The 24,323-nt window shown below is 64.2% G+C and carries 23 protein-coding genes and 1 pseudogene; 15 read left to right on the forward strand and 9 right to left on the reverse strand.

Annotation, left to right across the window (positions count from 1 at the left end):
- Nucleotides 1–4: 4 nt before the first annotated feature.
- The gene (locus tag DBR47_RS16810; protein WP_124452150.1) at nucleotides 5–1,294 is read left to right on the forward strand and encodes a PepSY domain-containing protein; all 1,290 of its coding nucleotides are present in this window, start codon (nucleotides 5–7) and stop codon (nucleotides 1,292–1,294) included.
- Nucleotides 1,233–3,980, forward strand: coding sequence for a pitrilysin family protein (locus tag DBR47_RS16815; RefSeq protein WP_231512353.1), 2,748 nt, complete (start codon nucleotides 1,233–1,235; stop codon nucleotides 3,978–3,980). The genes DBR47_RS16810 and DBR47_RS16815 overlap by 62 nt, the downstream gene beginning before the upstream one ends.
- Here DBR47_RS16815 and DBR47_RS16820 read toward each other — a convergent pair.
- The gene (locus DBR47_RS16820) at nucleotides 3,973–4,887 is read right to left on the reverse strand and encodes a LysR family transcriptional regulator (protein WP_124452152.1); all 915 of its coding nucleotides are present in this window, start codon (nucleotides 4,885–4,887) and stop codon (nucleotides 3,973–3,975) included. The two genes, DBR47_RS16815 and DBR47_RS16820, sit on opposite strands and share 8 nt — an antisense overlap.
- 129 nt (nucleotides 4,888–5,016) lie before the next feature.
- Here DBR47_RS16820 and DBR47_RS16825 point away from each other — a divergent pair, with 129 nt between their 5' ends.
- Nucleotides 5,017–5,937 (forward strand): MBL fold metallo-hydrolase, encoded by a 921-nt coding sequence (locus DBR47_RS16825; RefSeq protein ID WP_124452154.1) that lies wholly within the window; start codon nucleotides 5,017–5,019, stop codon nucleotides 5,935–5,937.
- Nucleotides 5,938–6,103: 166 nt separating this feature from the next.
- Here DBR47_RS16825 and DBR47_RS16830 read toward each other — a convergent pair whose 3' ends face one another.
- From DBR47_RS16830 to DBR47_RS16835, 3 genes are all read right to left on the reverse strand, one after another.
- Nucleotides 6,104–7,867 carry a hybrid sensor histidine kinase/response regulator gene (locus DBR47_RS16830; protein WP_124452156.1) on the reverse strand — a complete coding sequence of 588 codons (1,764 nt, stop codon included), beginning with the start codon at nucleotides 7,865–7,867 and terminating at the stop codon, nucleotides 6,104–6,106.
- Between the two features lie 76 nt (nucleotides 7,868–7,943).
- Nucleotides 7,944–8,078, reverse strand: coding sequence for a hypothetical protein (locus tag DBR47_RS25275; RefSeq protein ID WP_255420788.1), 135 nt, complete (start codon nucleotides 8,076–8,078; stop codon nucleotides 7,944–7,946).
- A 288-nt stretch (nucleotides 8,079–8,366) separates the two neighbouring features.
- Nucleotides 8,367–8,954: an HD domain-containing protein gene (locus DBR47_RS16835; protein WP_124452158.1), complete on the reverse strand. Its 588-nt coding sequence runs from the start codon at nucleotides 8,952–8,954 to the stop codon at nucleotides 8,367–8,369.
- Between the two features lie 213 nt (nucleotides 8,955–9,167).
- Here DBR47_RS16835 and DBR47_RS16840 point away from each other — a divergent pair, with 213 nt between their 5' ends.
- The 7 genes and pseudogenes from DBR47_RS16840 to DBR47_RS25525 form a co-directional block, all read left to right on the forward strand.
- Nucleotides 9,168–9,728, forward strand: coding sequence for a cytochrome b (locus DBR47_RS16840; protein ID WP_231512354.1), 561 nt, complete (start codon nucleotides 9,168–9,170; stop codon nucleotides 9,726–9,728).
- 49 nt (nucleotides 9,729–9,777) lie between these two features.
- Nucleotides 9,778–10,404 (forward strand): YceI family protein, encoded by a 627-nt coding sequence (locus tag DBR47_RS16845; RefSeq protein WP_124452161.1) that lies wholly within the window; start codon nucleotides 9,778–9,780, stop codon nucleotides 10,402–10,404.
- Nucleotides 10,405–10,480: 76 nt separating this feature from the next.
- Entirely contained in the window at nucleotides 10,481–11,065 is a 585-nt protein-coding gene (locus DBR47_RS16850) for a YceI family protein (RefSeq protein WP_370454930.1), read from the forward strand.
- Nucleotides 11,066–11,281: 216 nt separating this feature from the next.
- The gene (locus tag DBR47_RS16855; protein ID WP_124452165.1) at nucleotides 11,282–12,667 is read left to right on the forward strand and encodes a sensor histidine kinase; all 1,386 of its coding nucleotides are present in this window, start codon (nucleotides 11,282–11,284) and stop codon (nucleotides 12,665–12,667) included.
- Entirely contained in the window at nucleotides 12,664–13,089 is a 426-nt protein-coding gene (locus tag DBR47_RS16860) for a hypothetical protein (protein ID WP_124452167.1), read from the forward strand. Before DBR47_RS16855 ends, DBR47_RS16860 begins: the two co-directional genes overlap by 4 nt.
- 86 nt (nucleotides 13,090–13,175) lie before the next feature.
- Nucleotides 13,176–14,012, forward strand: a complete 837-nt coding sequence (locus DBR47_RS16865) for a LytTR family DNA-binding domain-containing protein (RefSeq protein ID WP_124452199.1) — start codon at nucleotides 13,176–13,178, stop codon at nucleotides 14,010–14,012.
- Nucleotides 14,013–14,995: 983 nt separating this feature from the next.
- Nucleotides 14,996–15,091: pseudogene (locus DBR47_RS25525) on the forward strand (PEP-CTERM sorting domain-containing protein); the annotation flags it as partial.
- An 82-nt stretch (nucleotides 15,092–15,173) separates the two neighbouring features.
- Here the strand turns inward: DBR47_RS25525 and DBR47_RS16875 are convergent.
- Complete coding sequence (locus tag DBR47_RS16875; RefSeq protein WP_124452169.1) at nucleotides 15,174–15,869, reverse strand: lysoplasmalogenase; 696 nt, start codon at nucleotides 15,867–15,869, stop codon at nucleotides 15,174–15,176.
- 265 nt (nucleotides 15,870–16,134) lie between these two features.
- Between DBR47_RS16875 and DBR47_RS16880 the strand changes: the two genes are divergently transcribed.
- The 4 genes from DBR47_RS16880 (at nucleotide 16,135) to DBR47_RS16895 (ending at nucleotide 21,461) form a co-directional block, all read left to right on the forward strand.
- Nucleotides 16,135–17,625: an OmpP1/FadL family transporter gene (locus DBR47_RS16880; protein ID WP_124452171.1), complete on the forward strand. Its 1,491-nt coding sequence runs from the start codon at nucleotides 16,135–16,137 to the stop codon at nucleotides 17,623–17,625.
- 37 nt (nucleotides 17,626–17,662) lie between these two features.
- The gene (locus tag DBR47_RS16885) at nucleotides 17,663–19,990 is read left to right on the forward strand and encodes an alkaline phosphatase (RefSeq protein WP_124452173.1); all 2,328 of its coding nucleotides are present in this window, start codon (nucleotides 17,663–17,665) and stop codon (nucleotides 19,988–19,990) included.
- Nucleotides 19,991–20,320: 330 nt separating this feature from the next.
- On the forward strand, nucleotides 20,321–21,217 hold the full coding sequence (locus DBR47_RS16890) for an SPFH domain-containing protein (RefSeq protein WP_124452175.1): 897 nt from the start codon (nucleotides 20,321–20,323) through the stop codon (nucleotides 21,215–21,217).
- A gap of 28 nt (nucleotides 21,218–21,245) precedes the next feature.
- Complete coding sequence (locus tag DBR47_RS16895; protein WP_124452176.1) at nucleotides 21,246–21,461, forward strand: toxin-antitoxin system HicB family antitoxin; 216 nt, start codon at nucleotides 21,246–21,248, stop codon at nucleotides 21,459–21,461.
- A 42-nt stretch (nucleotides 21,462–21,503) separates the two neighbouring features.
- On the opposite strand, the gene DBR47_RS16900 is transcribed toward DBR47_RS16895, so the two are convergent.
- Nucleotides 21,504–21,848 carry a YciI family protein gene (locus tag DBR47_RS16900; RefSeq protein ID WP_124452178.1) on the reverse strand — a complete coding sequence of 115 codons (345 nt, stop codon included), beginning with the start codon at nucleotides 21,846–21,848 and terminating at the stop codon, nucleotides 21,504–21,506.
- Between the two features lie 31 nt (nucleotides 21,849–21,879).
- Entirely contained in the window at nucleotides 21,880–22,431 is a 552-nt protein-coding gene (locus tag DBR47_RS16905; protein ID WP_124452180.1) for a hypothetical protein, read from the reverse strand.
- A 68-nt stretch (nucleotides 22,432–22,499) separates the two neighbouring features.
- Between DBR47_RS16905 and DBR47_RS24610 the strand changes: the two genes are divergently transcribed.
- Nucleotides 22,500–22,904, forward strand: coding sequence for a hypothetical protein (locus DBR47_RS24610; protein ID WP_156089052.1), 405 nt, complete (start codon nucleotides 22,500–22,502; stop codon nucleotides 22,902–22,904).
- Between the two features lie 180 nt (nucleotides 22,905–23,084).
- Here the strand turns inward: DBR47_RS24610 and DBR47_RS16915 are convergent, their stop codons facing one another.
- Together DBR47_RS16915 and DBR47_RS16920 are read right to left on the reverse strand one after the other, a co-directional pair.
- Nucleotides 23,085–23,795 carry a GIY-YIG nuclease family protein gene (locus DBR47_RS16915; protein ID WP_124452184.1) on the reverse strand — a complete coding sequence of 237 codons (711 nt, stop codon included), beginning with the start codon at nucleotides 23,793–23,795 and terminating at the stop codon, nucleotides 23,085–23,087.
- Between the two features lie 36 nt (nucleotides 23,796–23,831).
- Nucleotides 23,832–24,194 carry a 1-deoxy-D-xylulose-5-phosphate synthase gene (locus DBR47_RS16920; protein ID WP_124452186.1) on the reverse strand — a complete coding sequence of 121 codons (363 nt, stop codon included), beginning with the start codon at nucleotides 24,192–24,194 and terminating at the stop codon, nucleotides 23,832–23,834.
- Nucleotides 24,195–24,323 lie beyond the last annotated feature (129 nt).

A 24,323-nucleotide genomic window follows, 5' to 3' on the forward strand; every position in this document is an offset into this window, starting at 1 on the left:
GCATATGCGCGGCGTCTGGCTTGTTCTGCACCGTTGGCTGGGCCTGGGCACGGCCCTGTTCCTGTTCGTCGCCGGGCTCACCGGCGCGCTGATCTCCTGGGACCACGAGCTGGATGAATGGCTTAACCCGCATTTGTTCGAGGCCCCGAACAGCGGCCCGCCCCTGCCCGCGCTGAGCCTGGTGGAGCGCTTCGAGGCCACGCACCCCGAGGCGCGCGTGCGCTACTTCCCGCTGCGCCACGAGCCGGGCCATAGCTTTCAAATCATGGTGGAGCCCCGGCCCAACCCGGCCACCGGCCAGCTCTACCCGCTGAGCTACAACCAGGTGGCGCTGGCCCCCGCCAACGGCGCGGTGCTGGGCCAGCGCATGTGGGGCGAGATCTCGCTCTCGCGCGAGAACATCCTGCCCTTTCTCTACAAGCTGCACTACTCCCTGCACCTGCCCGAGGGCGGCGGCGTCGAGTGGGGCATTTGGTTGATGGGTGTTGTCGCCATTCTTTGGACGCTGGACAGCCTGATCGCCCTCTACCTCGCCTTTCCCAACTGGCGGCAATGGAGGCGCTCCTTTGCCCTGCGCTGGTCGGCCGGCGGCCACAAGCTGGTGTTTGATCTGCATCGCTCCGGCGGCGTCTGGCTGTTTGCCTTGCTGCTGATGCTGGCCATCACCTCGGTGGCCATGAATCTCAACAGCCAGCTGATGCGGCCGCTGGTGGGCTGGTTCTCGCCCTTGAGCGCCTCACCCTTCGACACGCGCAGCCCGGCGCCCGAGCAGCAGCCCATCGAGCCCTTGATCGGCCCGGCCCATGTGCTGGCGCGCGCCGCGCCCGAGGCCAAACGCCTGGGCTTGCAGGACCCGGCCGGCGCGGTGTTTTTGTCCAGCACTTACGGCATCTGGGGCGTGGGCTTTTTTGCGGGCGAGAACACCCATGGCGACGGCGGCCTGGGCAACCCCTGGCTTTATTACGACTCTCGCAGCGGCGCTGCCCTGGGTCAGACCCTGCCGGGCCAGGGCTCGGCGGGCGATATCTTTTTGCAAGCCATGTTCCCCCTGCACTCGGGCCGCATCCTGGGCCTGCCGGGTCGGGTGTTGATCTCGTCCCTGGGCCTGGCGGTGGCGGGCTTCAGCCTGACGGGTTTTCTGATCTGGCTGCGCAAGCGCCGGGCCAGGCTGGCGGCGCGCGCTGCTACCCTTGCGCGCCTGCACCCACAAGAATGCCCGGAAGCCAAGACCCATGCACCTGATCCCCGCGCTGCGCCTCACGCTCACCCTGAGCTTGCTCGCCCCCGCCCTTAGTCTTCACGCCCAGGCCAAGCCCGCAAGCCATGCCGGCTTGGCCGCCTTGCACAGCGTCGAAGGCATCAGCGAGTACCGCCTGCCCAATGGCCTGCAAGTGCTGCTGGCGCCGGACCCCTCCAAGCCCAGCACCACGGTCAATATGACGTACCGGGTGGGCTCCAAGCATGAGAACTATGGCGAGACGGGCATGGCCCATCTGCTGGAGCATCTGATCTTCAAGGGCTCGCCCCGCCACCCCAATCCCTGGGCCGAGTTCAGCCGCCGCGGCCTCAATGCCAATGGCACGACGGACCTGGACCGCACCAATTACTTCGCCAGCTTTGCGGCCGAGCCCGAGAACCTGCGCTGGTACCTGGCCTGGCAGGCCGACGCCATGGTCAACAGCTTGATCGCACGGCGCGACCTCGACACCGAGATGACGGTGGTGCGCAATGAGATGGAGATCGGCGAGAACAAGCCCGACAACATCTTGTTCGAGCGCACCCTGGCCGCCATGTACCAGTGGCATCACTACGGCAAGAGCGTGATCGGGGCCCGCGTCGATGTGGAGAACGTGGACATCCCGCGCCTGCAAGCCTTCTACCGCCGCTACTACCAGCCGGACAACGCCACCCTCATCATCAGCGGCCGCTTCGAGCCCCGCCAGACCCTGGCCTGGGTGCAGCAGAGCTTTGGCGCCATCCCCGCGCCCAAGCGCCAGCTCCCCAAGTTCTACACCGTGGACCCGGCCCAGGATGGCGAGCGCGCCGTGACCGTGCGGCGCAGCGGCGGCGTGGCCAGCCTCAATGTGGGCTATCACGTGCCGGCCGGGCCGGCGCCCGACTATGCGGCGATTGAGCTGCTCAAGGGCGTGCTGAGCACGCCGCCCGCCGGCCGCCTGCACCAACGCCTGGTGGCCGAGAAAAAACTGGCCGGCAATGTCAGCGCCTTCAGCATGCCCCTGGCCGAGCCCGGCTTTCTGCTGCTGGGGGCCGAGTTGCAGGCCGGCGCATCGGCCAGCGATTTGCAGGACGAAACCCTGCGCGTGCTGGAGCAGGAGCTGAGCAGCCAGCCCATCAGCACGGCCGAGCTGGAGCGCGCCCGCACCCGCTGGCTCAATCACTGGGAGCAGCAATTCGCCGATGCCGAGCAGGTCGGTCTGGCCCTGTCGGAAAGCGTGGCCCAGGGCGATTGGCGCCTGTTCTTCCAGCTGCGTGATCGCGTCAAAAACCTCGGCCTGGCCGATCTGCAGCGCGTGGCCGAGAGCTATCTGCGCCCGGCCAATCGCACCCTGGCCCGCTACATCCCCACGGAGCAGGCGCAACGCGCACCCGCGCCGGCCCTGGTCCAGGCGAGCCAGCAATTGCAGGACTTCAAGCCCGGCCCGGCCGCCCCCATGGTGCCGCCCTTTGAGGCCACGCCGGCCGAGATCCATAGGCTGAGCCAAACGGATCGCCTGCCTGGCGGACTGCGCCTAACCCTCTTGCCCAAGCCCACCCGCGGCGGCGCGCTGCAAAACATGCTGAGCCTGCAGATGGGCGATGCACAAAGCCTGCAAGGCCAGGCGGCCGTGGCCGAGCTGGCGGCGGCCCTGCTGGACAAGGGCACACAGACCTTGGACCGCCAAGCCCTGCGCGACCGCATGGACGCGCTGAAGATAGAGCTGCAGATCAGCGCCAGCGCCGAGCGCCTGAACCTGGCCTGGAGCACCCGCCGCCCCCATGCCGAGGCGGCCCTGGCATTGATTGCCCAGATGCTGCGCCAGCCCCGCTTCAGCGCCGACAGCCTGGAGGAGGTGCGCGCCCAGGCTCTGGGCCAGCTGCAAGCCCAGCGCGACGACCCCGAAGCCCTGGCCGGCAATGCCTTGAACCTCGTCTTCGATGGCGGCGCCGCCTGGCCGCGCGGGGACGCGCGCCATGCCCGCAGCTTTGCCGAGATGGAGGCCGATCTGCGCGCCGTCACCCTGGCTCAGGTGCAGGACTTCCAGCGCCGCTTCTACGGCGCCGCCCAAGCCCAGTTCGCCGCCGTGGGCGACTTTGACGCCCCCTCCCTGCGCCAGGCCGCGGCCCAGGCGCTGGGGGATTGGCAAGCCGCCCAGCCCTATGCCCCGCTGTCCCAGCCCCTGCGCCCCTTGGCCGGTGCCGAAAGCCAGCTGCTGACGCCCGACAAGCAAAACGCCGTCTTCAACGCCCGCCTGGCCCTGCCCGTCAACGAAGCGCATGCGGACTATGTGGCCTTGAGCCTGGTCAACCAGATCTTGGGCGGCAGCAGCGACTCGCGGCTGTGGAAGCGGGTGCGCGAGCGCGAGGGCCTGTCCTACAGCGTCTGGTCCTATCTGAGCTGGAGCGAGCAAGACCTCAACAGCAGCTGGCATCTGGGCGCCCTGTTCGCCCCGCAAAACAAGGCCAAGGTCGAGCAGGCCTTCAAGCAGGAGCTGGAGCTGGCCCTGAGCCAGGGCTTCAGCGCCCGCGAACTGCGCGAGGCCCAGCAAGCCATGCTCAGCGAGCGCCGCTTGGCCCGCGCCCAGGACCCGCTGCTGGCGGCCACACTGGCCCACAACCTCTTCATGGGCCGCGATGCCCTGCGCTCAAAGGCAGTGGACGAGGCCATCGCCAAGCTGAGCCTTGAGCAACTCAACAGCGCCCTGCGCCGCTACCTCAAGCCGGACGACTTTCAGCGGGTGTGGGTGGGGGACTTCAAATAGGCTGATCCCAGTACGGCCATTCCAGATCGAAACGTTGGGCCAGAAAGTCCACAAAAGTCCGCAGCAGCAAGGGCTGGTGACGGCGACTGGTATAGACGGCGTGCAGGCCCAGGCGCTCGGGCTCGTAGTCCGGGAACAGTCGAACCAGCTCGCCGCGCGCCAGAGCCGGGCCGACCAGATAGGTGGGCAGGAGCGCAATGCCGGCGCCGGCCAGTACGGCTTGCTGGAGCAGCGTGGTCTCGTTGGCGCGCAAGCGCACCTCGGGCAGGGGGATAAGTAACTCATCCTCCTCGCCACGCTTCAGCCGCCACTCGTCGCGGCTGAAGCGGGCATGGCCCAAGCAGGCGTGCTGGGCCAGCTCGGCCGGTGCCCCGGGGCGGCCATGGCGGGCCAGATAGCTGGGCGCCGCGCACACCACCGAGCGGCACCAGCTCAGGCGCCGGGCGATCAGCTGCGGGTCCAGCTGATTGCTGATGCGCAAGGCCAGGTCGATGCGCTCCTCCACCAAATTGACCGCGTGCTCCAGCGCCATCACCTCGATCTGCGTCAGCGGATGCAGCTGCAAAAACGCCGCCACCGCCTGGGCCAGATGGATTTGCGCGAATGACGAACTGGCGGTGATGCGCAACCGCCCCTGCACGCTGCGCACATGCTCACCGGCGGCCTGGCGGGTCTCCTCGGCCAGCTCCACCATCTGGCGGCAGCTGCCCAAGGCCTGCAGGCCCGCATCGGTGAGGCTCAGGCGCCGGGTGCTGCGCTGCAAGAGGCGGGCGCCCAGCCATTGCTCCAGCGCCTCCAGATGGCGGGAGGTCATGGCACGCGACATCTCCAGCGCCTCGGCCGCCGCCGTCAGGCTGCCCCGGTCCACCACCTCCACAAAGACTTGCATGGCTCGCAGCCTGTCCATGGCGCGGGCTCCTCTCGAATGATTTGATTCGCTCAGTTTATGCAACAAACCATCTTCTCAATCGCTGTTTATCAAATGAACAGGCGCAAATAAAGTTCATCCCATCGCAACACACACCGGATGAACACCATGTCCTCACGCCCTCAATTCCCCCGTTTCTCGAATGTTTTCAAGGCCTTGAGCCTGAGCGTGCTGGCCGCCACCAGCCTGATGGCCCTGCCAACTTCGGCCGCTGCCGCTGAAGCCGCCGCCCCCCTGGCCCTGACCGTCATCAACCACGGCCCCAATAGCTTCCACGTCAACTCGGTGCTGGTCAGCGGCGCCAAGGAAGCCGTGCTGCTGGACAGCGGCTTCACCCGCGCCGACGCCCTGCGCGTGGCCGCCGCCGTGCTGGACAGCGGCAAAAAGCTGAGCACCATCTACGTTTCCGCCGCCGACCCCGACTACTACTTCGGCCTGGAAGTGCTGCACGCCGAATTCCCCGAGGCCAAGATCGTGGCCACGGCCCAGACCCTGAAGAAGATCCAGGCCTCGGTCGCCGGCAAGGTCCAGTTCTGGGGCCCCAAGCTGGGCGGCAACGCGCCTCGCAACCCCGTGCTGCCCGAGCTGATGGCCGGCAACAAATTGCAGCTGGAAGGCCAGACCCTGGAAGTGCGCGGCCTGGATGACGGCCTGGCCCACCGCAGCTATGTGTGGATCCCCTCCATCAAGGCGGTGGTCGGTGGCGTCAATATCTTCGGCGGCCTGCATGCCTGGACGGCTGACACCCAAACCGCCGCCGAGCGCGCCGCTTGGGTCGCCAAGATCGATGCCATCAGCGCGCTCAAGCCCCAGACCGTGGTGCCCGGCCATATGCTGCCCGGCACGGCGCAAGACGCCTCCAGCCTGGCCTACACCCGCGAGTACCTGGTCCGCTTCGAGAACGAGCTGCCCAAGGCCAAAGACGCCGCCAGCCTGATCGAGACCATGAAAAAGGCCTACCCGCAAGCCGGCCTGGGCATCGCGCTGGACATCGGCGCCAAGGTGAACAAGGGCGAAATGAAGTGGTGAGTTAGGAGTCTGTCGGACTTGGAATCCGCCGGCGGAAAATCGGCCGCAGCGGTCCATTTCTCACCGGCTTTTTGCCCCATAGCCAAGCTATGGGGCTGCAAATCCGGCAAGAACTGGCCTCGCTGGGGCCGATTTCCGCTTTCGGCGGCCCAAGTCCGACAGACTCCTAGTTCGCAGCCAACAAGGCAGACTTGATGGCCGCCACCAGCTGAGCCTCCAGCACCGGCTTGTGCAGGACCTGCAAGCCGGCCGCGCTGGCTTCTTGCAGGCGCTCAGGCGCGGTGTCGCCGGTGATCAAAATGGCGGGCAGGCCCGGCAGCGCGCCGCGCAAGGAGCGCACCGCCGACATACCTTCGTCACCGCCCTGCAAGCGCAGATCGGTCAGCACGATATCGGGCCGGCGCTGCAAGCTCTTCACCACCGCCTCGCGGGCGCTGCGCGCCAGGGTCACATCACAGCCATGGCTGTTCAGCAAGGCCTGCATGGCGATGCGCACCGGCTCCTCGTTGTCCAGCACCAGCACATGCAGATGCGGTAACTGCGGGCCGGCACCGTCGCTCTGCGAGGCGGCGTGCAGGATGGGGTCGCAGACGGCGGCGATGCTCAGGCTGAAGCAGGTGCCCTCGCCCGGCACCGAGGCCAGGCTGAGATGCAGATCCAGCAAGTCCACCAAACGGCTGACGATGGACAAGCCCAGACCCAGGCCCTTGGCCCGGTCGCGCTCGCCGCCGATTTGGTAGAACTCCTCGAAGATATGGGCTTGCTCGGGCGCCGCAATGCCGGGGCCCGTGTCTTGCACATCGAGACGCCACAAGCCCTCGGTCTCGGCGCCGGCCCGCTGCACGCGGATGTCGATGCGGCCGTGGCTGGTGTACTTGATGGCGTTGTCGACCAGATTGCGCAACACACGCTCCAGCAGCAAGGGGTCGGACTCCACAAACACATCGGCCGGGCAGTCCAGACCCAGGTTCAGGCCCTTGCTTTGCGCGGCGGCCTGGAACTCCTGGCACAAGCGCGTCAACCAGACGCTGAGCGAGAACACCTGGTTCTCCACCTTCACCACCTGAGCGTCCAGTTTGGAGATGTCCAGCAAGGCATCCATCTGCGAGGTCAGCGACTGCAGGGCCTGGTTCATCTGGCCCACGATGGCGGCCGAGCCGGGGTCCAGCGGCCGCCGCACCAGGGCCGAGCCGAACAGGGACAGGGTGTGCATGGGCTGGCGCAAATCGTGACTGGCCGAGGCCAGAAAACGGGTGCGCGAGCGCATCGCGCTCTCGGCCTGCTGCAGGGCCAGGCGCAGCTGCTGATTGCTCTTGATCTGGCTGTGCCTGATCGCCACCGAGTCCACAAAGACGCTGTAGGCGTCGCGCGCCAGAAAGGCCAGCACCCAGGCAAATCCAAGAATCAAGAAGCCCAGCGCCCAGTCCAGCCAGCGCGCCTCATACATGCCCGAGTGCCCCAGCCAGGCCACGCAATTGGCCAGCGAGACGGGCACCAGAAACATCAGCAAGACCGGCAGATAACCGGCCGTCGAGGCCACCGCACCGGCACACAGACCCAGCAGGATGATGGTCTGCACCATGCGCTCGAAGTCGCTCATCCAGGGCACAAACACCAGGGACAGGCTGAACAGCAGGCCGCTCAGCGCACTCAGCCACATGGCCCATTGCAGGCGGCGTGCCACCGGCACATGTTGCAGATGCGGCAAGCGGCCCAGCACATACCAGCGCAGGGCCAGCGAGGCAAAGACCAAGCCCACCCACAGCGCGCTGAAGAGCTGGACCAAGCCGGTATTGCCCTTGCCGACAATGACCCCAATCATCAAGGCGCTCAAACCCACCGGCAGCGGCATGCGTTTGCCTTGCCGGGCCAGCAGGCTCAGCAACTCTTCTTCGATGGGAACGTTGTCCAGTGCGGGCTTGGCGCTCATGCACGCCTCGCCAATGCCGCCTTCAGCGGCCAGCCACTCGCCATGCACGCCGCCGGATGGGCACTCGCGCCACGATTCATTTTGGGTCCACCCTCTGTTCTTTCAGGGTGGAAGCATACTGCCCCGGCGCAGCAGCGATTTCGTGCTCGGTGACCCCGAGCCGTGCAATCTGCCAGGCCTTGTTTTCCAAAACGACGGGCTTCTTTTTCAAAGCGCCGGGAGGGGCTTGCCGGAAGGCCGATGAGGGCTTGAGATAACTCACTATTCAAGCGCACAAAAAACTAAGCCGACAATCGCCGCCCTTGCGAGCTTTGATTGTCGGCATAGCACTCCTCCCCTCGATCAACACGCCGAGGTCCAGGCGGCGCATCAATCTGGAACGCAGTATTGCCGCCCTCTGCAAGCCTCGCTATCCCCCTCAAGAGGGATGCCTAAAGACATGGGCCCCGAATCCGGGTAATAGGAACATTTGGACCTGGTTTTGCCCCGAAAAAAAGCCTCAGGCCAACATCACACGAGCGGGTTGGCGGCGCTCGCGCAGCACGTCATCCAAGAGGTCCAGGTAATAGGCCAATGGTGGTGTGCGCTTGCCCGGATGCTTGGCCAAATCATCCCAGCGACGCAGCTGCAAGGCCTGGGCCGCGAAGGGTCGCGCCAGAAAGCGCAGGCGCTGCTCGGCATTCATCGGGCCGCCCTGCAATTGCAGCGAATAGCGAGAGGCCTCGGACAAGCCCTCGCGATAGCTCTCGTCGGTCGCAACCAGATAACGCTTGGCTTGTACGTGCAGGGAAATCGGCTCCAGCACCTCGGGCCCAAAGCCGCCCGAACGCAGCAGATGCAAGGCGCGCAGCTCATGCCGGTCGTCACGCAACTCGTCGTTGGCCGCGCCATCGATCAGCTGACCCAGATCATGCAACAGGGCCGCGGCCACCAAGGCGTTGTCGGCATAGGCCCACTCGGCCAGCTGCGCACATTGCAAGGCATGCTCCAGGGCACTGACGCTCTCGCGCAGCTCCAGGCGTTCGCCGGTATAGAGACTCGCGCCGCGACGTTCAAACAGGGCTTCAATCTTGCAAACTACGTCCATGCCACACCTCAGCTTCGATCAGAGAAGTCATCTTCCCCCGCTGACCATGACCCTGGCGTGACAAGCCGAAAAACCTGGTTTCAAAATGAATGTGCTGAACTGTTCAAAATCGGTGAACTTTGGCGTCAAGCGGGCTGAACCCGCCAAGCCGGTCTCGGGTTCACACTTCGTTCACGCTTGAAACGCGCCGAGCCCATAGCAAACACCTCCCCCATGCCTATGCAAAGCCAACAAATCATCCCGACCAGCAGCCGCTACAGCGGCGTGGCCATCGCCTTCCACTGGCTGCTGGCCGTCGCCATCGTGGGCGCCTTCGGCATGGGCCTGTACATGGCCGACTTGCCCTTCTCGCCCACACGGCTGAAGCTGTACAACTGGCATAAATGGGCCGGTGTCACCATCCTGACTTTGTCGGCCCTGCGCCTGCTGTGGCGCCTGACGCACCGCCCGCCGGTCGATCTGCACATGCCGCGTTGGCAAGCCTTGGCCGCCCATCTGACCCACGGCCTGCTCTACGCCATGTTCTTCGCCGTGCCCCTGGTGGGCTGGGCCTACAGCTCGGCGGCCGGCTTCCCCATCGTCTGGTTCGGCGTCCTGCCCCTGCCCGACTTCGTGCCTGTGGACAAAGCCCTGGCCGAGATCCTCAAGGACGCTCACGAAATGCTCGCCTGGGTGATGGCCCTGCTGGTCCTTGCCCATCTGGGCGCCGCGCTCAAACACCATTTCATCGACCGTGACGGCCTGCTGCAACGCATGCTGCCGCGTCGCCGCTAAGCGGCTGAAGCTGCAGCGGCCTCCTCGCCCCGCCAACAAGAAAGCACCTATGACCCTGATTTCCCTCACCCGCCGCGCCAGCTTGAGCGCCCTGATCCTGTTGGCCGGCGCCCCCGGCCTGAGCCTGGCCCAGGCCAAACCGGCCGCCAAGGCCGCGCCTGCCGCGGTCGCCGCCGCGCCTCAGCTGCTGCCCGCCCAGAGCGAACTGACTTTCGCGGCCAAGCAGATGGGCGTGCCGGTGGAAGGCCGCTTCAAGCGCTTTGAGGCCAAGCTGGCCTTCGACCCCAAGAAGCCCGAGGCCGGCAGCGTGGCCTTCAGCATCGATCTGGGCAGCGCCACCCTGGGCGCGGCGGAGTTCGACGCCGAGCTGGCCAAGCCGGCCTGGTTCGACAGCAAGAAGCTGCCCCAGGCCACGTTCCAGAGCACGGCCATCAAGGCCCTGGGTGGCGGCAAGTTCAAGATCGCCGGCAAGCTGAGCATCAAGGGCCAAACGCGTGATCTCAACGTGCCCATCAGCCTGAACCAGGCGGCTGGCACGACGACCGCCACCGGCACCTTCGTGCTCAAGCGCCTGGAGTTCAAGATTGGTGAAGGCGATTGGGCCGACACCTCCATGGTCGCCAACGAGGTGCAGGTCAAGTTCAAGCTGGCCTTCAGCGGCCTGGCCCCGCTCTGATCACGACACCGCAGCTTTCCCTCCCTTGCCCTTTCTTACACCCGCCGTCCTTTTCATCCATCCACCCAAGAAAGTTATGCCCATGAAGAAATTCATCGCCCTCGCCGCTCTGGCCGCTGCCAGCCTGGCCCAAGCCCAAACCGCGACCGGCGGCGCCACCTACGCCATCGATCCCACCCACACTTTTGTGACTTACGAGATCACCCACTTCGGCACCTCGACCAACCGCGGCCGTTTCGACAAGAAGGAAGGCAGCGTCAAGTTCGACAAGGCCGCCAAGACCGGCCGCGTGGAAGTGAGTTTTGATCTGGCCTCGGTCAACACCGGCGTGGCCGCAATGAACACCCATTTGCTGAGCGACGACCTGTTCTCCGCCGCCAAATTCCCCACCGCCAAGTTCGTGGGCGACAAATTCGTCTTCAACGGCGACAAGGTGGTGGAAGTGGTGGGCGAGCTGACCCTCAAGGGCAAGACCGCACCGGTCACCCTGAAGGCCACGCATTTCAACTGTTATGACAACCCCATGCTCAAGCGCGAAGTCTGCGGCGGCGACTTTGAAGCCGTCATCGACCGCACCCAGTGGGGCGTTGACTACGGCCTGGCTTACGGCTTCCCCAAGAACGTCAAGCTGGTCATCCAGGTCGAAGCCGTCAAGCAATAAGACGCGCTCCCTTCAAGTCAGCGCTTGCTGACTTGAATATTTGAACCAGGCCCGCCCGCTGCTCGCAGCCGGCGGGCCTTGTTTTGTGCGCCTGGCGCTGCGGACTATCGGCTGTTGTTGCAATTCACCCCGGCGATGCGACGGCGCATCGCTTGGGGCAAGACCCGGCCCCAGCAGCTTGCGTACAGTCCAGTCCATTGCAAACAGGTCCATTCGATGAACGCAGCATCAACAAACAACAAGGCAACAGGCCTTTACGAACGCTGGCAGGTCTTCTCGACCGCCGTCGTTCAAGGTTTCCATGTCTATGCCAATTGGCTGGTGGGCATCAGCTGGCGTCGCTTTGTCATGTTGTCCATCGCCCTGATCATCGCGGCCAATATCTTGGAGGACCTCCCCCCCTTCACCTGGCGCATCAACGAGCAGGTCTTGTTCGACGAGCCTGTCAGCCCGCCTGAACAGCCGGCCTCACCCGCGCCCAAGTCGCAAAAGCAAAACGGCAAGCCCATCCATTACGAGATCAGCATCGACGAGAAAGGCGTGCGCATCATGCCGCGCAAGCCCAGTAGTGCAAGTCAGGCGGGCAGCGCCGCTTCGGCAGCGGCCAGTGCGGCCAGCGCCACGGGTGAAACGGAAGTCGACCCCGACCTGCCCTCCATCGTCGTCGGACTACCCAAGGACGCCGACACCGACAAGATCCGCGCGGCCATCGAGGAGGCCAAGCAGTCGATCGAAGAATCGATCAAGAACGCCCAGGAGGCCGACGAGCAAGCCGCCAAAGAGGCCATTAGCGAGGCCACCCGCAGCACCCACAAACGCACGCGAGTGATCAGCTTGGGCGACTTCCTGCCCAATCTGGCGGTCTTGCTGGTGCTGGCCTCGGCCATCATCAAGATCACCTACAAGGGTCGCATTCAGGCCGAGGTCAAGGCCGCTCAGGCCACCGAGACGGCCGAGGCCGAGTCGCTCAAGCGCCAGGTGGTGGAGGCCCGCATGGCCGCCATGCAGGCCCAGGTGGAGCCGCACTTTTTGTTCAACACCCTGGCCTCCATCGACCACCTGATCGAGACCGACCCGCCGCGCGCCTCGCAGATGCAAAAGAACTTGATCGCCCTGCTGCGCGCCTCCATGCCCACCATGCGCGAGGCCAATGCCAGCGGTGTGCGCGATCTGGGCCGCGAGCTGGCCGTCATCAAGCCATATCTCGAAATCCTCAAGGTACGGATGGAAGAGCGCTTGCTGACCGAGATCGATGTGCCCGAGGGCCTGCATTCGGCCGAGTTCCCGCCCATGATGATCCAAAGCCTGGTGGAAAACGCCATCAAGCACGGCCTGGAGCCCAAGGCCGAGGGCGGCACGCTCAAGGTCAAGGCCGAGATCCTGCACGGCAAGCTGGCCGTCAGCGTGGCCGACACCGGCCTGGGCTTTGGCCGCGCCGCCACCAGCGGCACCGGCGTGGGCCTGGCCAATATCCGCGAGCGTCTGAGCCTGCTCTACGGCGCCAAGGCCTCGGTGACGGTGGCCGAGAACATTCCCTCGGGCTGTGTGGTGACCATCACCGTGCCCTATCGCAGCCGCGTCCATGAAGGAGCACAAGCATGAGACTGTTTTTTCGACGTTTGATCTTGTTGGGCCTGGTGATGCTGGCCCTCACGGTGATGGCCGGCGGCAGCCTCTGGCATCACTTCGGGGACTTTGCCGCCGACCCCGGCTTCACGCTCAGCATCAATGGCGAGGACGTGGACCTGGGTGAGTTGCAGAACCTGGAAGGGCATGGCGTCGGCGCCACGCTGTTGGGTTGCTTGATCGCCGGCATCGTCTTGTGCGTGCTCCTGCCCCTGATCTTGCTGTTCAGCATCGGCCTGCCCTTGTTGATCCTGCTGCTGGTCTTTGGTGGCCTGGCTCTGGGCGCCGTCGGTGTGGGCGCGGTGGTGTTCTCGCCCATCTGGCTGATCGTGCTGGTGCTGTGGCTGCTCTTGCGCTCGCCACGGCCACCCCGTGAGCCGCGTGCGAGCAGAAGATAAACCCAGTAGAACTACCCGCTCCCTCGGAGGCCAAGGCCATGCAGAACGAACCTACACTGCCGCCTGTCGAAACCAGTCTGCACACCATGAGCGCGTCTTCGTCTGCTAGCACCAAACCCGTACGGGCCATCTTGGCCGATGACGAGCGCCTGATGCGCGAGCAGCTGCGCAGCCGCTTGATGGAGGTCTGGCCCGAGCTGGAGATCGTGGCCGAGGCCAAGAACGGCATCGAAGCGGTGGAGCTGGTGCGCCAGCACCGACCCGACCTGGTGTTTCTGGACATCCGCATGCCCGGCCTGACCGGTGTGGAGGCGGCCAGCCAGATCGCCCAGCTGCCCGAGGATGACGACTGGCTGGTGCCCGAGATCGTCTTCATCACCGCCTACGACCAGTACGCTGTTGAGGCCTTCGAGCAGGGCGTGGCCGACTATGTGCTCAAGCCCGCCGAACGGGAGCGCCTGCTGGTGACTGTGGGCCGCATCAAGAAACGCCTGGCGCTCAAGCAGGGCGAGGAGGTCGAGCATGGCGGCGCCACGACCCCGCTGCAGCAGCTGCTGCACAAACTCTCGGCCCAGCTCAACCCCGGCGGCGCGCCCAGCTATCTGCAGTGGATTCAGGCCACCGTGGGCAGCGTGCTGCAGATGATCCCGGTGGAAGACGTGCTGTTTTTCATCAGCGACGAAAAATACACCCGGGTGCAGACGGCCCGCGTCGAGGCCTTGATCCGCAAGCCCATCAAGGAGCTGGTGGACGAGTTGGACCCGGCCCTGTTCTGGCAGATCCACCGCTCCACCCTGGTCAATGCCCGTGCCATCGACGGCATCACCCGGGACGAACGCGGCCGCCAGCTGGTGGGCGTGAAGGGTTTGAGCGAAAAGCTCGAAGTGAGCCGCAGCTACACCCACCTTTTCAAGGGCATGTAGTTCAGCCCAAAGAACATATGGCAGCTGTTTGCGTGAAAAAAAGCACGAACCAGCGACCACTCCCCCCACGCCTCGGCGATTGCGCCGAATAAATCATTTGCATCAAATACATCCATCGAATCGATAAAACTGATTCGACCGCAAATGATTTTTCGACAGCAAATGAGGAGTACCCCATGTTCAAGCAACTTAGCGCAGCCGCCGTTCTTTCTGTGAGCGCCTTGGCCGCCCATGCAGACACCGGTTCGGTGACCTTCTGGAACCCTGGAAGCTATAGCTTCAACAGCGCCAGCGACTGGAATCAATGGAAGTATGTGTCCGACGGCCTGGGCGGCACCATCGGTGTCAAATACGGCGTCAGCGCAGGGTTTGGCACCTGGGACTGGGCCAGCGGCGGTGGCGTCGCCCCTCATGGCTCCACGGCCGACAGCATCGGCAGCGCATCCTTCGGTCAAGGTGAGCAGGCCGGCCTGACGAGCAGCAGCGTCAATGCCATCCGGCAACAGTTGAACAATCTGTTCACGGCCAGCCGCAACAACTTCACCATCGATCTGGACTTCTCCAACTACAAGGGCTCGGCGGTCGGCGGCCAGGACGGTGTGGCCGGCAAGAACACCTTGATCGGCATCAGCGACATCTACGCCGGCAACACCTACGGCAAAACGGTGGTGACCTTCAGCAGCACCCTGGCCAATGGCCAAGCAGGCAGCTCGGCGGCCTGGAGTCTGCTGAATGGCGGCAGCGCCCCCAGCTCGGCAGGCGGCAACTACCCCGGCGCCCTGATGAGTTTCAGTGGTGGCGTCTTGCAAGGCACCAGCAACTTGGCGCCGAACGCCAGCGGCAGTTTGGACACCGTCCTGGGCCTGCTCAAACTCGATGCGGCCGGTTACAAAACGGTCCATCTGAACTACGACATCTATCCTGTCGGCGGCAACACCTCGCCCCGCGTGGACAACTCCGGGCTCTATGTCGGCTCGTTCACCGCAGCCGTCCCCGAACCCGAAACCTATGCACTGATGCTGGCCGGCCTGGGCGCCATCGGTTTCGTCGCCCGCCGCCGCGCGAAAGCGCAGGCCTAAGCAGCCATCAATCGCCCGGCATCCTCCGGGCATTCGAGCACGACAAGGGCGGATTGCTTCCGCCCTTTTTCATTGCGCCAAGTCAGACGACCGCGCCTCGGCCGGTCTGCTTGGGGCTCAGCCAAGCAGCGATACAAACCTGGGCCGTCCAGTACAGGGTCAGCACCCACAAGCTGGCCAGGGGCAGCGGCCCAGCAAATTTGTTGATGGCCAAGCAGGTGTCAGACAGCACGAACAAGAAGCCGCCCAGCGCCAGCAGCGCCCCGCGCCCGGCCTCGTGCGTGCCGCGCGCGCGCCAGCCCAGCACCGCCGCCTGCGCACCCATGGCCGTCAAGCACAAGACGTAGACGATCACCGGGCCCCGCAACTCGGCCGGCACACCAGGCCAGAGCTGGCTCAGCACCGCCGCCGCAAACAGGGTGTAGACGCCAAAAGGCCAGAGCCAATCACCCAGGCGCCGCAGCCGCGTGAAAGCCCAGAGGTAGCAGAGGTGGGCGCACAGAAAAGACAGCAGGCCGAAGATAAAGCCCTGCTCGGGCCACAGCAAGGCCACATCGCCGCCGAGTGAGAACCACAGTCCGCGCAAGACCCAGGGACGGGTCTTTTCCTCCACAGGCAAGACCTGACCCCGTGGCATCGCAAAGTAGATGATCAGCAGGGTGCTCAGCGGCTTGAACACAAACAGCAAGGCCGTCTGCCCCCACAAAGCCCCGGCGATGGCCGCAGCGGCGGCGGGGATCAGCAAGAGAAGCAGCAGGGGCAGTCGCAAGATCGGCATGGCAGGGCAGGGTCCAGAGGTGGCGGGCTACTCTACAAAAGAGCGCCCCAAAAGAGCGCACCATTGTGACCAGACTGTGCACGCACGCCCGCCTTTGGAGCGCCCACTCTAAAAACGCGCAAAACGTCGCAGAGCAGCGACGCGGCTCGGTTCATACCCGCAGAGACTTTTCGACTTGGGCTCTCAGAATGGGCCGCGACGCAACTCTCCCTGCCCCAGAGAGAGCTTGCAGACCACGAATGAGAGCGATCACAGGAGACTCCCCATGCCCCATCCCAGTCATCCGCGCCCCCTGCCCCGGCGCCCTGCCTTCCCCCTGCTCTTGCTGTGTGCCAGCCTGAGCCTGGCGGCCGCCAGCGCCCAAGCCTCGGGCTACCGCTTCGGCACCCAAAGCGCCGCCGCCGAAGGCACGGCCAATGCCAATGGTGCCGAAGGCGCCGACGCCAGCACCTTGTTTGCCAACCCGGCCGCCATCACCCGCCTGAAGGGCTTGCAGGTCTCCGGCGTGCTGGACTATGTGAACCCCACGGTGCGCTTCACCGATGCCGGCTCGGTCATCAGCCTGCCGGGCTCGGGCTTCCAGCCCCGCCCCATCTCGGTGGCCGGCGATCAGCAAACCCCCACCAAGGCCACCCTGGTGCCGCATGCCTACCTGAGCTACCAGGCCTCGGACACCCTGGCCTACGGCCTGGGCCTGTTTGTGCCCTCCGGCGCCAAGCTGGACTACGCCAATGGCTGGGGCGGCCGCTACAACCTCAACACGGTGGAGCTGAAGGCTTTTGCCCTCAACCCCAATATCGCTTGGAAGCCCAGCCGCCAGGTCTCGCTGGCCTTTGGCCTGACGGCCGAGTACATGCAGGGCGATCTGGCTCGCGCCGTGCCCTATGGCTCGGTCTATGCGGCCGGCCTGCTTGCCGCCGCCCAACAGGCAGCCGCTGGCGGCGCGCCGGGTCTGGCCCAGCAGCTGCAGCTGCAGGCCTCGCAAGTCTTTGGCAACGCGGCCTTTGACGGCAATGTGGCCATTCACGGCAAGGACTGGGCGCTGGGCGCCAATCTGGCCCTGCTGTGGGAAGTGGACGAAGCCACTCGCCTGGGCCTGACCTGGCGCTCGGGCATCTCGCACAAGCTCAAGGGCACAGCGGACTGGACCCAGCCCAGCAATCTACCGGCCAACGTGCTGGCCGTCATCACCGGCGCGCCGTATGACGAGCATGGCAATCGCGATCACAACGACTCCGGCGCCAGCGTCTCGGTGAAGACGCCGGACTCGGTCTCGCTGCAAGCCTTCCATCAGTTCAATGCCCGCTTCGCTCTGATGGCCGACGCCACCTGGACCCGTCAATCCACCCTGCAGCAGCTGCGCATCGAGTTCGACAACACCACTGCCCCCTCCATCACGCCCGAGCATTGGCGCGATGTCTGGCGCCTCTCCTTGGGTGCCAGCTGGCGTGCCACGCCCGAGCTGCTGCTACGTGCCGGCCTCTCGCACGACAAATCGCCCGTCTCGGCCCAGTGGCGCAGCCCGGCCCTGCCCGACTCCGACCGCACCTGGTACGCCCTGGGAGCCAACTACCAGCTAACGGCCAACACCAGCGTGGACCTGGCCCTGGGCTATGTGAAGCTGCGCGACGCCCCCATGCAGGCGACGGATGACGCCGAAGGCATCACCCCCTGCAACTGCTCCTACGCCACCGTGCGCGGCAACTACAGCAGCTCGGCCACCAGCGTGGGCCTGCAGCTGAATCACAAATTCTGAGTCCCTCGCGACTCCAGCCAACCGGATTTCACCCATCATGGATAGACGTCAATTCCTGCGCCATTCGGTGCTGCAGGCCGGTGCCCTGATCACCGCCTCTTCGGTTCTCACCGGCCTCAGCGGCTGCGGCGGCGGTGGTGCCGACGGCGAGACCATCCTGCCCCTGCCCGACACCTTCCCCGGCAGCAGCACGCCCCTGCCCGACACCCCGGCCGCCACGGGCGCCTTCAAGTTCCCGCAAAGCATCGCCTCGGGCGACCCCAAGCCCGATGGCGCCCTGCTGTGGGCCCGCATCGTGCCGGCCGCGGCCGACGATATTGCCACCAGCGCCACGGCCGCTAACTTCAAGGTCAAGCTGCGCATCACGAGCGCCGACAACAGCGCCTCGCTGGGTGGCAACACCGCCATGAGCGGCACGCTGGATGCCGAGGTCGACGTGCCGGTCTACGCCTTCTACGACAACACCCTGCGCCACCGCATCAGCGGCCTCAAGCCCGCCACGGTCTATTACTACCAATTCACCGCGGGTGACAGCCGCTCCAAGCTGGGCCGCTTCAAAACCGCCCCGGCGGCAGACGCCGATATCGACACGCTCAAGTTCGCCTACATGACCTGCCAGGACTGGAGCGTCAACCACTGGGCCGGCATGACGGCGCTGGCGCAGGAGAACCTGGACTTCATCGTCCACCTGGGCGACTACATCTACGAGGCCGTGGGCGCCAGCTACCAGGCCGGTGGCGTTGAGGCGGCACATACGGCGCTGACCCTGCCCGACGGCGGCGCCTTGGACGGTGGCGGCAAGTTCGCCAACACCCTCAACGATTACCGCTACCTCTACAAACGCTACCGCAGCGACCCGCGCCTGCAAGCCCTGCACGAGCGCTTTGCCTTTGTGGCCATCTGGGACGACCACGAGTTCTCCGACGACTGCTGGCAAGACCGCGAGACCTACGACAACGGCACCTACAACGCGACCACCGGCGGAGACAACACCGCCCAACCGAACCGCCGCCGTGGCGCCAGCCAGGCTTGGTTCGAGTTCATGCCGGCCGATGTCTCCTTCACCCTGGACCCCGGCCTGGGCATCAGCAATATCCGCATCTACCGCGACCTCAAGTTCGGCCGCCTGATGCATCTGGTGATGACCGACGAGCGCCTCTACCGTGCCGACCACCTGATCCCCGAGGCCGCACCCAGCCCCCTGACCGGCCAGCCCCTTGGCTCCATCGGCGCGCGCTATATGGTGCCCGAGAGCAGCCTGGCCGATGTGGAGGCGCAAAAGATCGCCGGCGCCACCGCCAAGGGCTTGCCCGACCCCTACACCCTGGTCAGCGTGCTGGGCACCAGCCAACGCCAGTGGTGGATGGACACGATGAAAGGCTCCACCGCCCTGTGGAAGATCTGGGGCAATGAGACCTCGCTCTTGAAGATGAGCGTGGATGGCGCCAAGCTGCCCACCGCTCCGGCCGCCTTCAAAACCCGCTTCATCCTGAACGCCGACCAATGGGACGGTTATGACGCCGAGCGCAAGCTGCTGATGAAGCATCTGGCCAGCAACAAGATCAGCAATGTGGTGGCGGTGACGGGCGACATCCACGCCTTCTTCGCCGGTGTGGTGATGGACGACTACAAGGCCGCCACGCCCACGCCGGTGATGGTGGACCTGGTGACGGCCGGCATCTCCAGCAATTCCTTCTACAGCTACTTCCAGGGTGCCGCCAGCCAGCCTGCGTTTGCCCCGGTGCAGCCCCTGGTACAGACCAGCGAAGCCGGCGCGGAAGGCATTGCCATCCAGATGCTGTCGGCCGCCATCGCCCTGGGCGCGGGCGTCACCGACCTCAGCAATACCGCCGCCGTGCAGGCCGCGGTGGCTGGGGCGATTGGCGCGGGCATCATCCCTGCCGCCGCAGTGCAGGCCACGGCGGGCCTGAGCACGGCAGCCATCAACACCTTTGACGAAACCCTGGCCGGCAATATGGGCGGCGTGATCGCGGGCACCATCGCCGCCTTGGCCGGTGCATCCAAATCAGTGGCGGCCATGACCTTGTTCGGCCTGATCCGCCAGAAGCTGGCCACGGCGCTGGGCATCCCCGCCAACTTCGTGCCGACCAGCGAGGTCGTCAAACGCCTCAACCCCTTCGCCAATAGCACGACCGGTGTGCCGCCTGCGGTCAACAACCCCTGGCTGCGCGTTGCCGACTCCGACGCCCAAGGCTTCGCGGTGGTCAGCCTGAGCAAGACCGAGCTGCTGTGCGAGTTCCGCAAGGTCGCCAAGCTCAGCGGCGGCGTGGCCCCCACCACGCCGGTGGCCTCCGTCACCCAGCTGCGGGTGCCGGTGGGCAAGGTGGAGGTGAATATCGCTTAGAACTTGTCCGTGAATAGCGGGGTTGAGGATGGCGAGGCGATTTGGATGCAGAGCAAGGCTGAGTCCGGACTCAAGATGCCCTGAGGGCATCTTGATGCCTGACGAAGGACAGACCCTCTGGGTCTGGCGCAAATCCTCGCGATACCCAAAGGTATCGCGAGGATTTGCAACGCAGCCCTGCGTTCAAAGCGTCCGCCAGCCGACCCCAGCTATTTGCGGATAAGTTCTCAATGAACCGAAGCCTGGGGCGGGGCGTCAAGCCTCGTCCCAGGCTTGCTTGACAGTCATAAATCCCATGTTAAAGTGATATCACCTTTAACGGAGGATGACATGACAAATCAAGAACAAAACCTGCGCGTCGAGAAGGCCGCTCACACCCACAACGGCTATCTCGCCATCGTCCTCAGCCTGGCCACTTTTGCCGTGGGTGCCACCTTGGTCACCACCGGTCGCGCCATCGGGCCCTTGGCCCCCTTTATTGGCGTCGTCTTGCTTCTACTGGGCTTTCTCGCCCTGGCCGGCCTCTATATGCAGCAGCCCAATGAGGCGCGCATCCTGACCCTGTTTGGCCGCTACTGCGGCACCGACCGCAGCGAAGGCCTGCGCTGGGCCAACCCCTTGACGATCAAGCGCAAGATCTCGCTGCGTTCGCGCAACCTGAACGCGCCCACTCTGAAGGTCAATGACAAGCGCGGCAACCCGGTGGAAATCAGCGCAGCGGTCGTCTGGCGCGTGCAAGACACGGCTCGCGCCGTCTTCGAGGTGGATGACTACGAAGCCTATGTGCGCATCCAGGCCGAGGCCGCCATCCGCCACCTGGCCGCGCAGTTTGCCTACGACGAAGGCGATGAAGTCCTCGGCAACGAGATCACCCTGCGCGCCGGCCAAGATGAGGTGGCCGCCGCTTTGATCACGCAGTTGCAAGAGCGCCTGGGTGATGCGGGCGTGCAGGTGCAAGACGCCAAGATCACGCATCTGGCCTATGCCCCTGAGATCGCCCAGGTGATGCTGCGGCGCCAGCAGGCCGAGGCCATCATCAGCGCGCGTAAGAAGATCGTGATGGGCGCGGTGAGCATGGTGGAAGAAGCCCTCAAAGGCCTGAGCGAGCGATCCATCGTCGAGCTGGACGACGAACGCAAGGCCGCCATGGTTTCCAATCTGCTGGTGGTGCTGTGCTCAGACAAAGAGACGCAGCCCATCGTCAACACCGGCACGCTGTACAACTGAGCCAGCGCCACCACCGCTCATCTGACCCATGGCCAGCCCCGACAAGAAAAGCTTCGCCCTGCGCCTGGACCCGGCGCTGTGGGCCGAGATCGAGCGCATGGCCGCGCAAGAGCTGCGTTCGGCCAATGCTCAGATCGAGTACCTGCTACGCGACGCCCTGGCCCGGCGCGGCATCAAACCGGCGGTGAACCGCAGCCCGCGTGGCAGGCCGCCGAAGCAGGCCGAGGACGCCGATGAGTTGTAGGGCGGGTTAGCGCAGCGTAACCCGCCATGCCACCGCCGCCAGCTAAGACTCCGGGTCGAACATGAACTCCCGCAACTCCTGCGCGCACTGACAGGCCGCCGCGATCTTTGCCGCCCAGTGTTCGGCCTCAGTTCGAGTCGCGACCTTGAGCACGCAAAAGCCGCCATTCAAGCGACTCGTCTCGGCATAGGTTCCTGGCGCCGCCTTCCCCTCTCCGCTCACCAAAACCGGTGCGACGGCCTCGTCAACACCACCGCCGAACACATACACCCCTGCCGCCTTGGCCTCGCGAATCACGGCGCGGGCGGCATCGCCGACCGAGGGCAGGTCCGCGGCGGCGATGTGACTCATGGCCGAACTGGGGAAGGAGATGAGGTAGTGGTTCATGGGCGAACTCTTGCAACTGATTGGCTTCAGTCTAGTCACCGCGGCGAACGTACTTCGCGGCGTACTTGCCGCTGTCACAGTAAATGAGCATCTGCCCACCGCTCTCAAGGTCCAACAGTACGGCATCGCTGTGCACTGGGACGCGCGCGCCGGTGAGCAGCTGAGCCCCTGCCCGAATCTTTGAGTATTCCGAGAAGCACTTGTACACCATGGATGCTGCTGTGGACTTGAAAGGCTTAGTTCCGCCGTTCCCGTGCAGGAAGGCTAGGCCAAGGCAGTGCTCACCGATGCTCGCATCGACAGAGCGGTGGCCAGCGATTGAAATTGGCTTGATCCCACGCGCGTCAAGGCTGCCCTTTGCCTTGTCAACGTGGATTGGAATGACGAGATCCTCAGCGTCACCGTGGTTCAGGCTTAGCAAGAAGTACCGAGGAAACCGTGATTCTTTCCCGTCACTCGCGAGCTGCGCCAGTGGCCCGAAGCTCTGCTGCACCAGGGCCGCCAGGTCTTTTGTCCTGAGAATTCCCTGTGCCAACACCGAGCTCTCGGTGCAAGCCAACAAGAACACGACGAGAAGGTGCAAGGGTCGCATCTAAGGGATAGCTCCTTCAGACTGTAGCGATGATGAACTGGTGAGCGTAGCGCGGCCAGATGGCAGTGGCCCGCTCCAGCAAGCTGTTAGGGCTCAGCATCCGCCAGAGCCAAGATGGCAACGACTTCGCATATTGCGGTCTTCCTGGGGCCTTCGACAAAGTAGCCTTTGGTGCCCAGTTGGATTCGCTTCGCATGTTCTGTTCGCATATCGGCATTGAGGATGTACATATCCGCGAGTCCTTCTGCTGGAACACATTGATCATCAGGAAACACTGCGCCGGCTGCGGAGACGAACTCAGGCCAAATACACCAAATTCCATCTACCAGTGGATCGTCACCTTCGTAAAGGAAGTCGGATCGGATGTGCTGGAAAGGCAGCGTTTTCCTTCCGCCTTCGCTTTCGCTCAGAAACCTGTAGCGAACACGGAAGTCTGGTCCGGTGCCTCTTTGATCTCGGTATGAAGCCATATGAGCACTCAAGAATGAAAGAGGCTTCCCCGTCCCGAGCTAGCCGCGTTGCGGCGTGAAACGGTGAAGCTGGAACACCCAAGGATCAGCGGGATCTGCAATGGGACACCCATGCAAAAGCCACATCTGATTTGGTCAAAAATTGGGAGGGCGTCCCAGACCTTCAGACCACAGCTACGCCCGCATTTCTTCGGGTTTGCCAGGCCGCCCTAAAGACTTTATGTGTTCTATGTCAGTTGGCTTTAGATCGAACCATTTGCCTTCGAGCCTCTGAGATCGAAAGTGATCGTGAAGGGCTCTTTCGGCTTCTGTGTAGTTGTCGAAATACGCAAAGTGCTCGACTGAGAACCGGAAAGGAAGCTTGACTTCAAACAAGCGTGTTCTCGACTTCATACTTATTGTCTTGCCAATCTTGAACCCGTACTCCGACCGAAGTAGATACACGAACCCAGGCGTTGCGATTGTCGGAAGGCGACGCGCGATTCCAGTCATTGGCTTTCTAGCAGAGAACGCCAGTTGATCGAGGTCTGCAAAGCGCTCTGCAAATAGATCGGCTAACCCATAACGCTGAATGACAGAGTCAGCGAAGCCAAAGAGGACCTTGCTTCGCCAGTGCGTGCGTCCGGCAGGCAAAGGCTTAAGAACTATTTGTACTTCGCGCCAATCCATTCGCATGCCTTCGTCGCATTTGTCTAGGCACACGCCAAGTGCGCTGACATTACCGACCAACTCTTCTTCATCCCAGGCCGCGAAAGCCACCCCTTCACCCGGTTGAACTCGACGCAGCATTTCACTTGGCGCAGAAAGCAAGTCGTTGCTGAACGGGGAAAAGCTTGCGGATAGGCCGGAAGGAGCTAGGCGCCAGTAGTTCTTGATGTTGATCATGGAGCGGAGCTCATTTGTGTCGCCTAGCGTCGCAACTTAGCGGGCGGCAAAGCCCCCCGCTGCAGTGAAAGATTTAGCATCGTCGACCTGACGAGGAGGCACGGGCAAGCCACGAATCTCCTGCCAGTATTCATCGTGCACGTCTGCGTCGATCACCGGACGAACATTGGTTGCGTAGAGACTGTCCCGCCCATTCTTCTTCGGGCCGGAGATCCAATAGCGGTCGCCCGTCTCGACGTCGAAGTAGTTGGACTTGAAGCCTGCGCCCTTCAGGCTTTGAAAGGATCGGCCTGCGTAGGAAATCGTTGCGCCAGTCTTGGAGAACGTGACACGACCAATACGAGCCGGGCCGATCAATCCCTCGCCTTTAGACTCGATGTACATGATTCGGGTCTTCATGATGTTCAACGTGTGAGATAAGCAGGCGACGACGGTGTGACGCCAGGCCCGCGAGGCCGATGATAGACAAAGCGGCTTCGCGGGCCTGGCGGCACGCCGTTGGCGCTCCGCTCGAGCGAATACGAAGGG

Source organism: Paucibacter sp. KBW04, from assembly GCF_003852425.1.
Taxonomy (GTDB): domain Bacteria; phylum Pseudomonadota; class Gammaproteobacteria; order Burkholderiales; family Burkholderiaceae_C; genus Paucibacter_A.

Coding starts and splice junctions, on each gene's coding strand:
- DBR47_RS16915 (WP_124452184.1), bottom strand. CDS start 23,795: ATGATCAACATCAAGAACTACTGGCGCCTAGCTCCTTCCGGCCTATCC.
- DBR47_RS16825 (WP_124452154.1), top strand. CDS start 5,017: ATGTCCTCACGCCCTCAATTCCCCCGTTTCTCGAATGTTTTCAAGGCC.
- DBR47_RS16810 (WP_124452150.1), top strand. CDS start 5: ATGCGCGGCGTCTGGCTTGTTCTGCACCGTTGGCTGGGCCTGGGCACG.
- DBR47_RS16875 (WP_124452169.1), bottom strand. CDS start 15,869: ATGCCGATCTTGCGACTGCCCCTGCTGCTTCTCTTGCTGATCCCCGCC.
- DBR47_RS16820 (WP_124452152.1), bottom strand. CDS start 4,887: ATGGACAGGCTGCGAGCCATGCAAGTCTTTGTGGAGGTGGTGGACCGG.
- DBR47_RS16920 (WP_124452186.1), bottom strand. CDS start 24,194: ATGAAGACCCGAATCATGTACATCGAGTCTAAAGGCGAGGGATTGATC.
- DBR47_RS16885 (WP_124452173.1), top strand. CDS start 17,663: ATGGATAGACGTCAATTCCTGCGCCATTCGGTGCTGCAGGCCGGTGCC.
- DBR47_RS16890 (WP_124452175.1), top strand. CDS start 20,321: ATGACAAATCAAGAACAAAACCTGCGCGTCGAGAAGGCCGCTCACACC.
- DBR47_RS16815 (WP_231512353.1), top strand. CDS start 1,233: ATGCACCTGATCCCCGCGCTGCGCCTCACGCTCACCCTGAGCTTGCTC.
- DBR47_RS16850 (WP_370454930.1), top strand. CDS start 10,481: ATGCCCATGAAGAAATTCATCGCCCTCGCCGCTCTGGCCGCTGCCAGC.
- DBR47_RS16900 (WP_124452178.1), bottom strand. CDS start 21,848: ATGAACCACTACCTCATCTCCTTCCCCAGTTCGGCCATGAGTCACATC.
- DBR47_RS16830 (WP_124452156.1), bottom strand. CDS start 7,867: ATGAGCGCCAAGCCCGCACTGGACAACGTTCCCATCGAAGAAGAGTTG.
- DBR47_RS16895 (WP_124452176.1), top strand. CDS start 21,246: ATGGCCAGCCCCGACAAGAAAAGCTTCGCCCTGCGCCTGGACCCGGCG.
- DBR47_RS24610 (WP_156089052.1), top strand. CDS start 22,500: ATGGCAGTGGCCCGCTCCAGCAAGCTGTTAGGGCTCAGCATCCGCCAG.
- DBR47_RS16880 (WP_124452171.1), top strand. CDS start 16,135: ATGCCCCATCCCAGTCATCCGCGCCCCCTGCCCCGGCGCCCTGCCTTC.
- DBR47_RS16835 (WP_124452158.1), bottom strand. CDS start 8,954: ATGGACGTAGTTTGCAAGATTGAAGCCCTGTTTGAACGTCGCGGCGCG.
- DBR47_RS16840 (WP_231512354.1), top strand. CDS start 9,168: ATGCCTATGCAAAGCCAACAAATCATCCCGACCAGCAGCCGCTACAGC.
- DBR47_RS16865 (WP_124452199.1), top strand. CDS start 13,176: ATGAGCGCGTCTTCGTCTGCTAGCACCAAACCCGTACGGGCCATCTTG.
- DBR47_RS16860 (WP_124452167.1), top strand. CDS start 12,664: ATGAGACTGTTTTTTCGACGTTTGATCTTGTTGGGCCTGGTGATGCTG.
- DBR47_RS16845 (WP_124452161.1), top strand. CDS start 9,778: ATGACCCTGATTTCCCTCACCCGCCGCGCCAGCTTGAGCGCCCTGATC.
- DBR47_RS16855 (WP_124452165.1), top strand. CDS start 11,282: ATGAACGCAGCATCAACAAACAACAAGGCAACAGGCCTTTACGAACGC.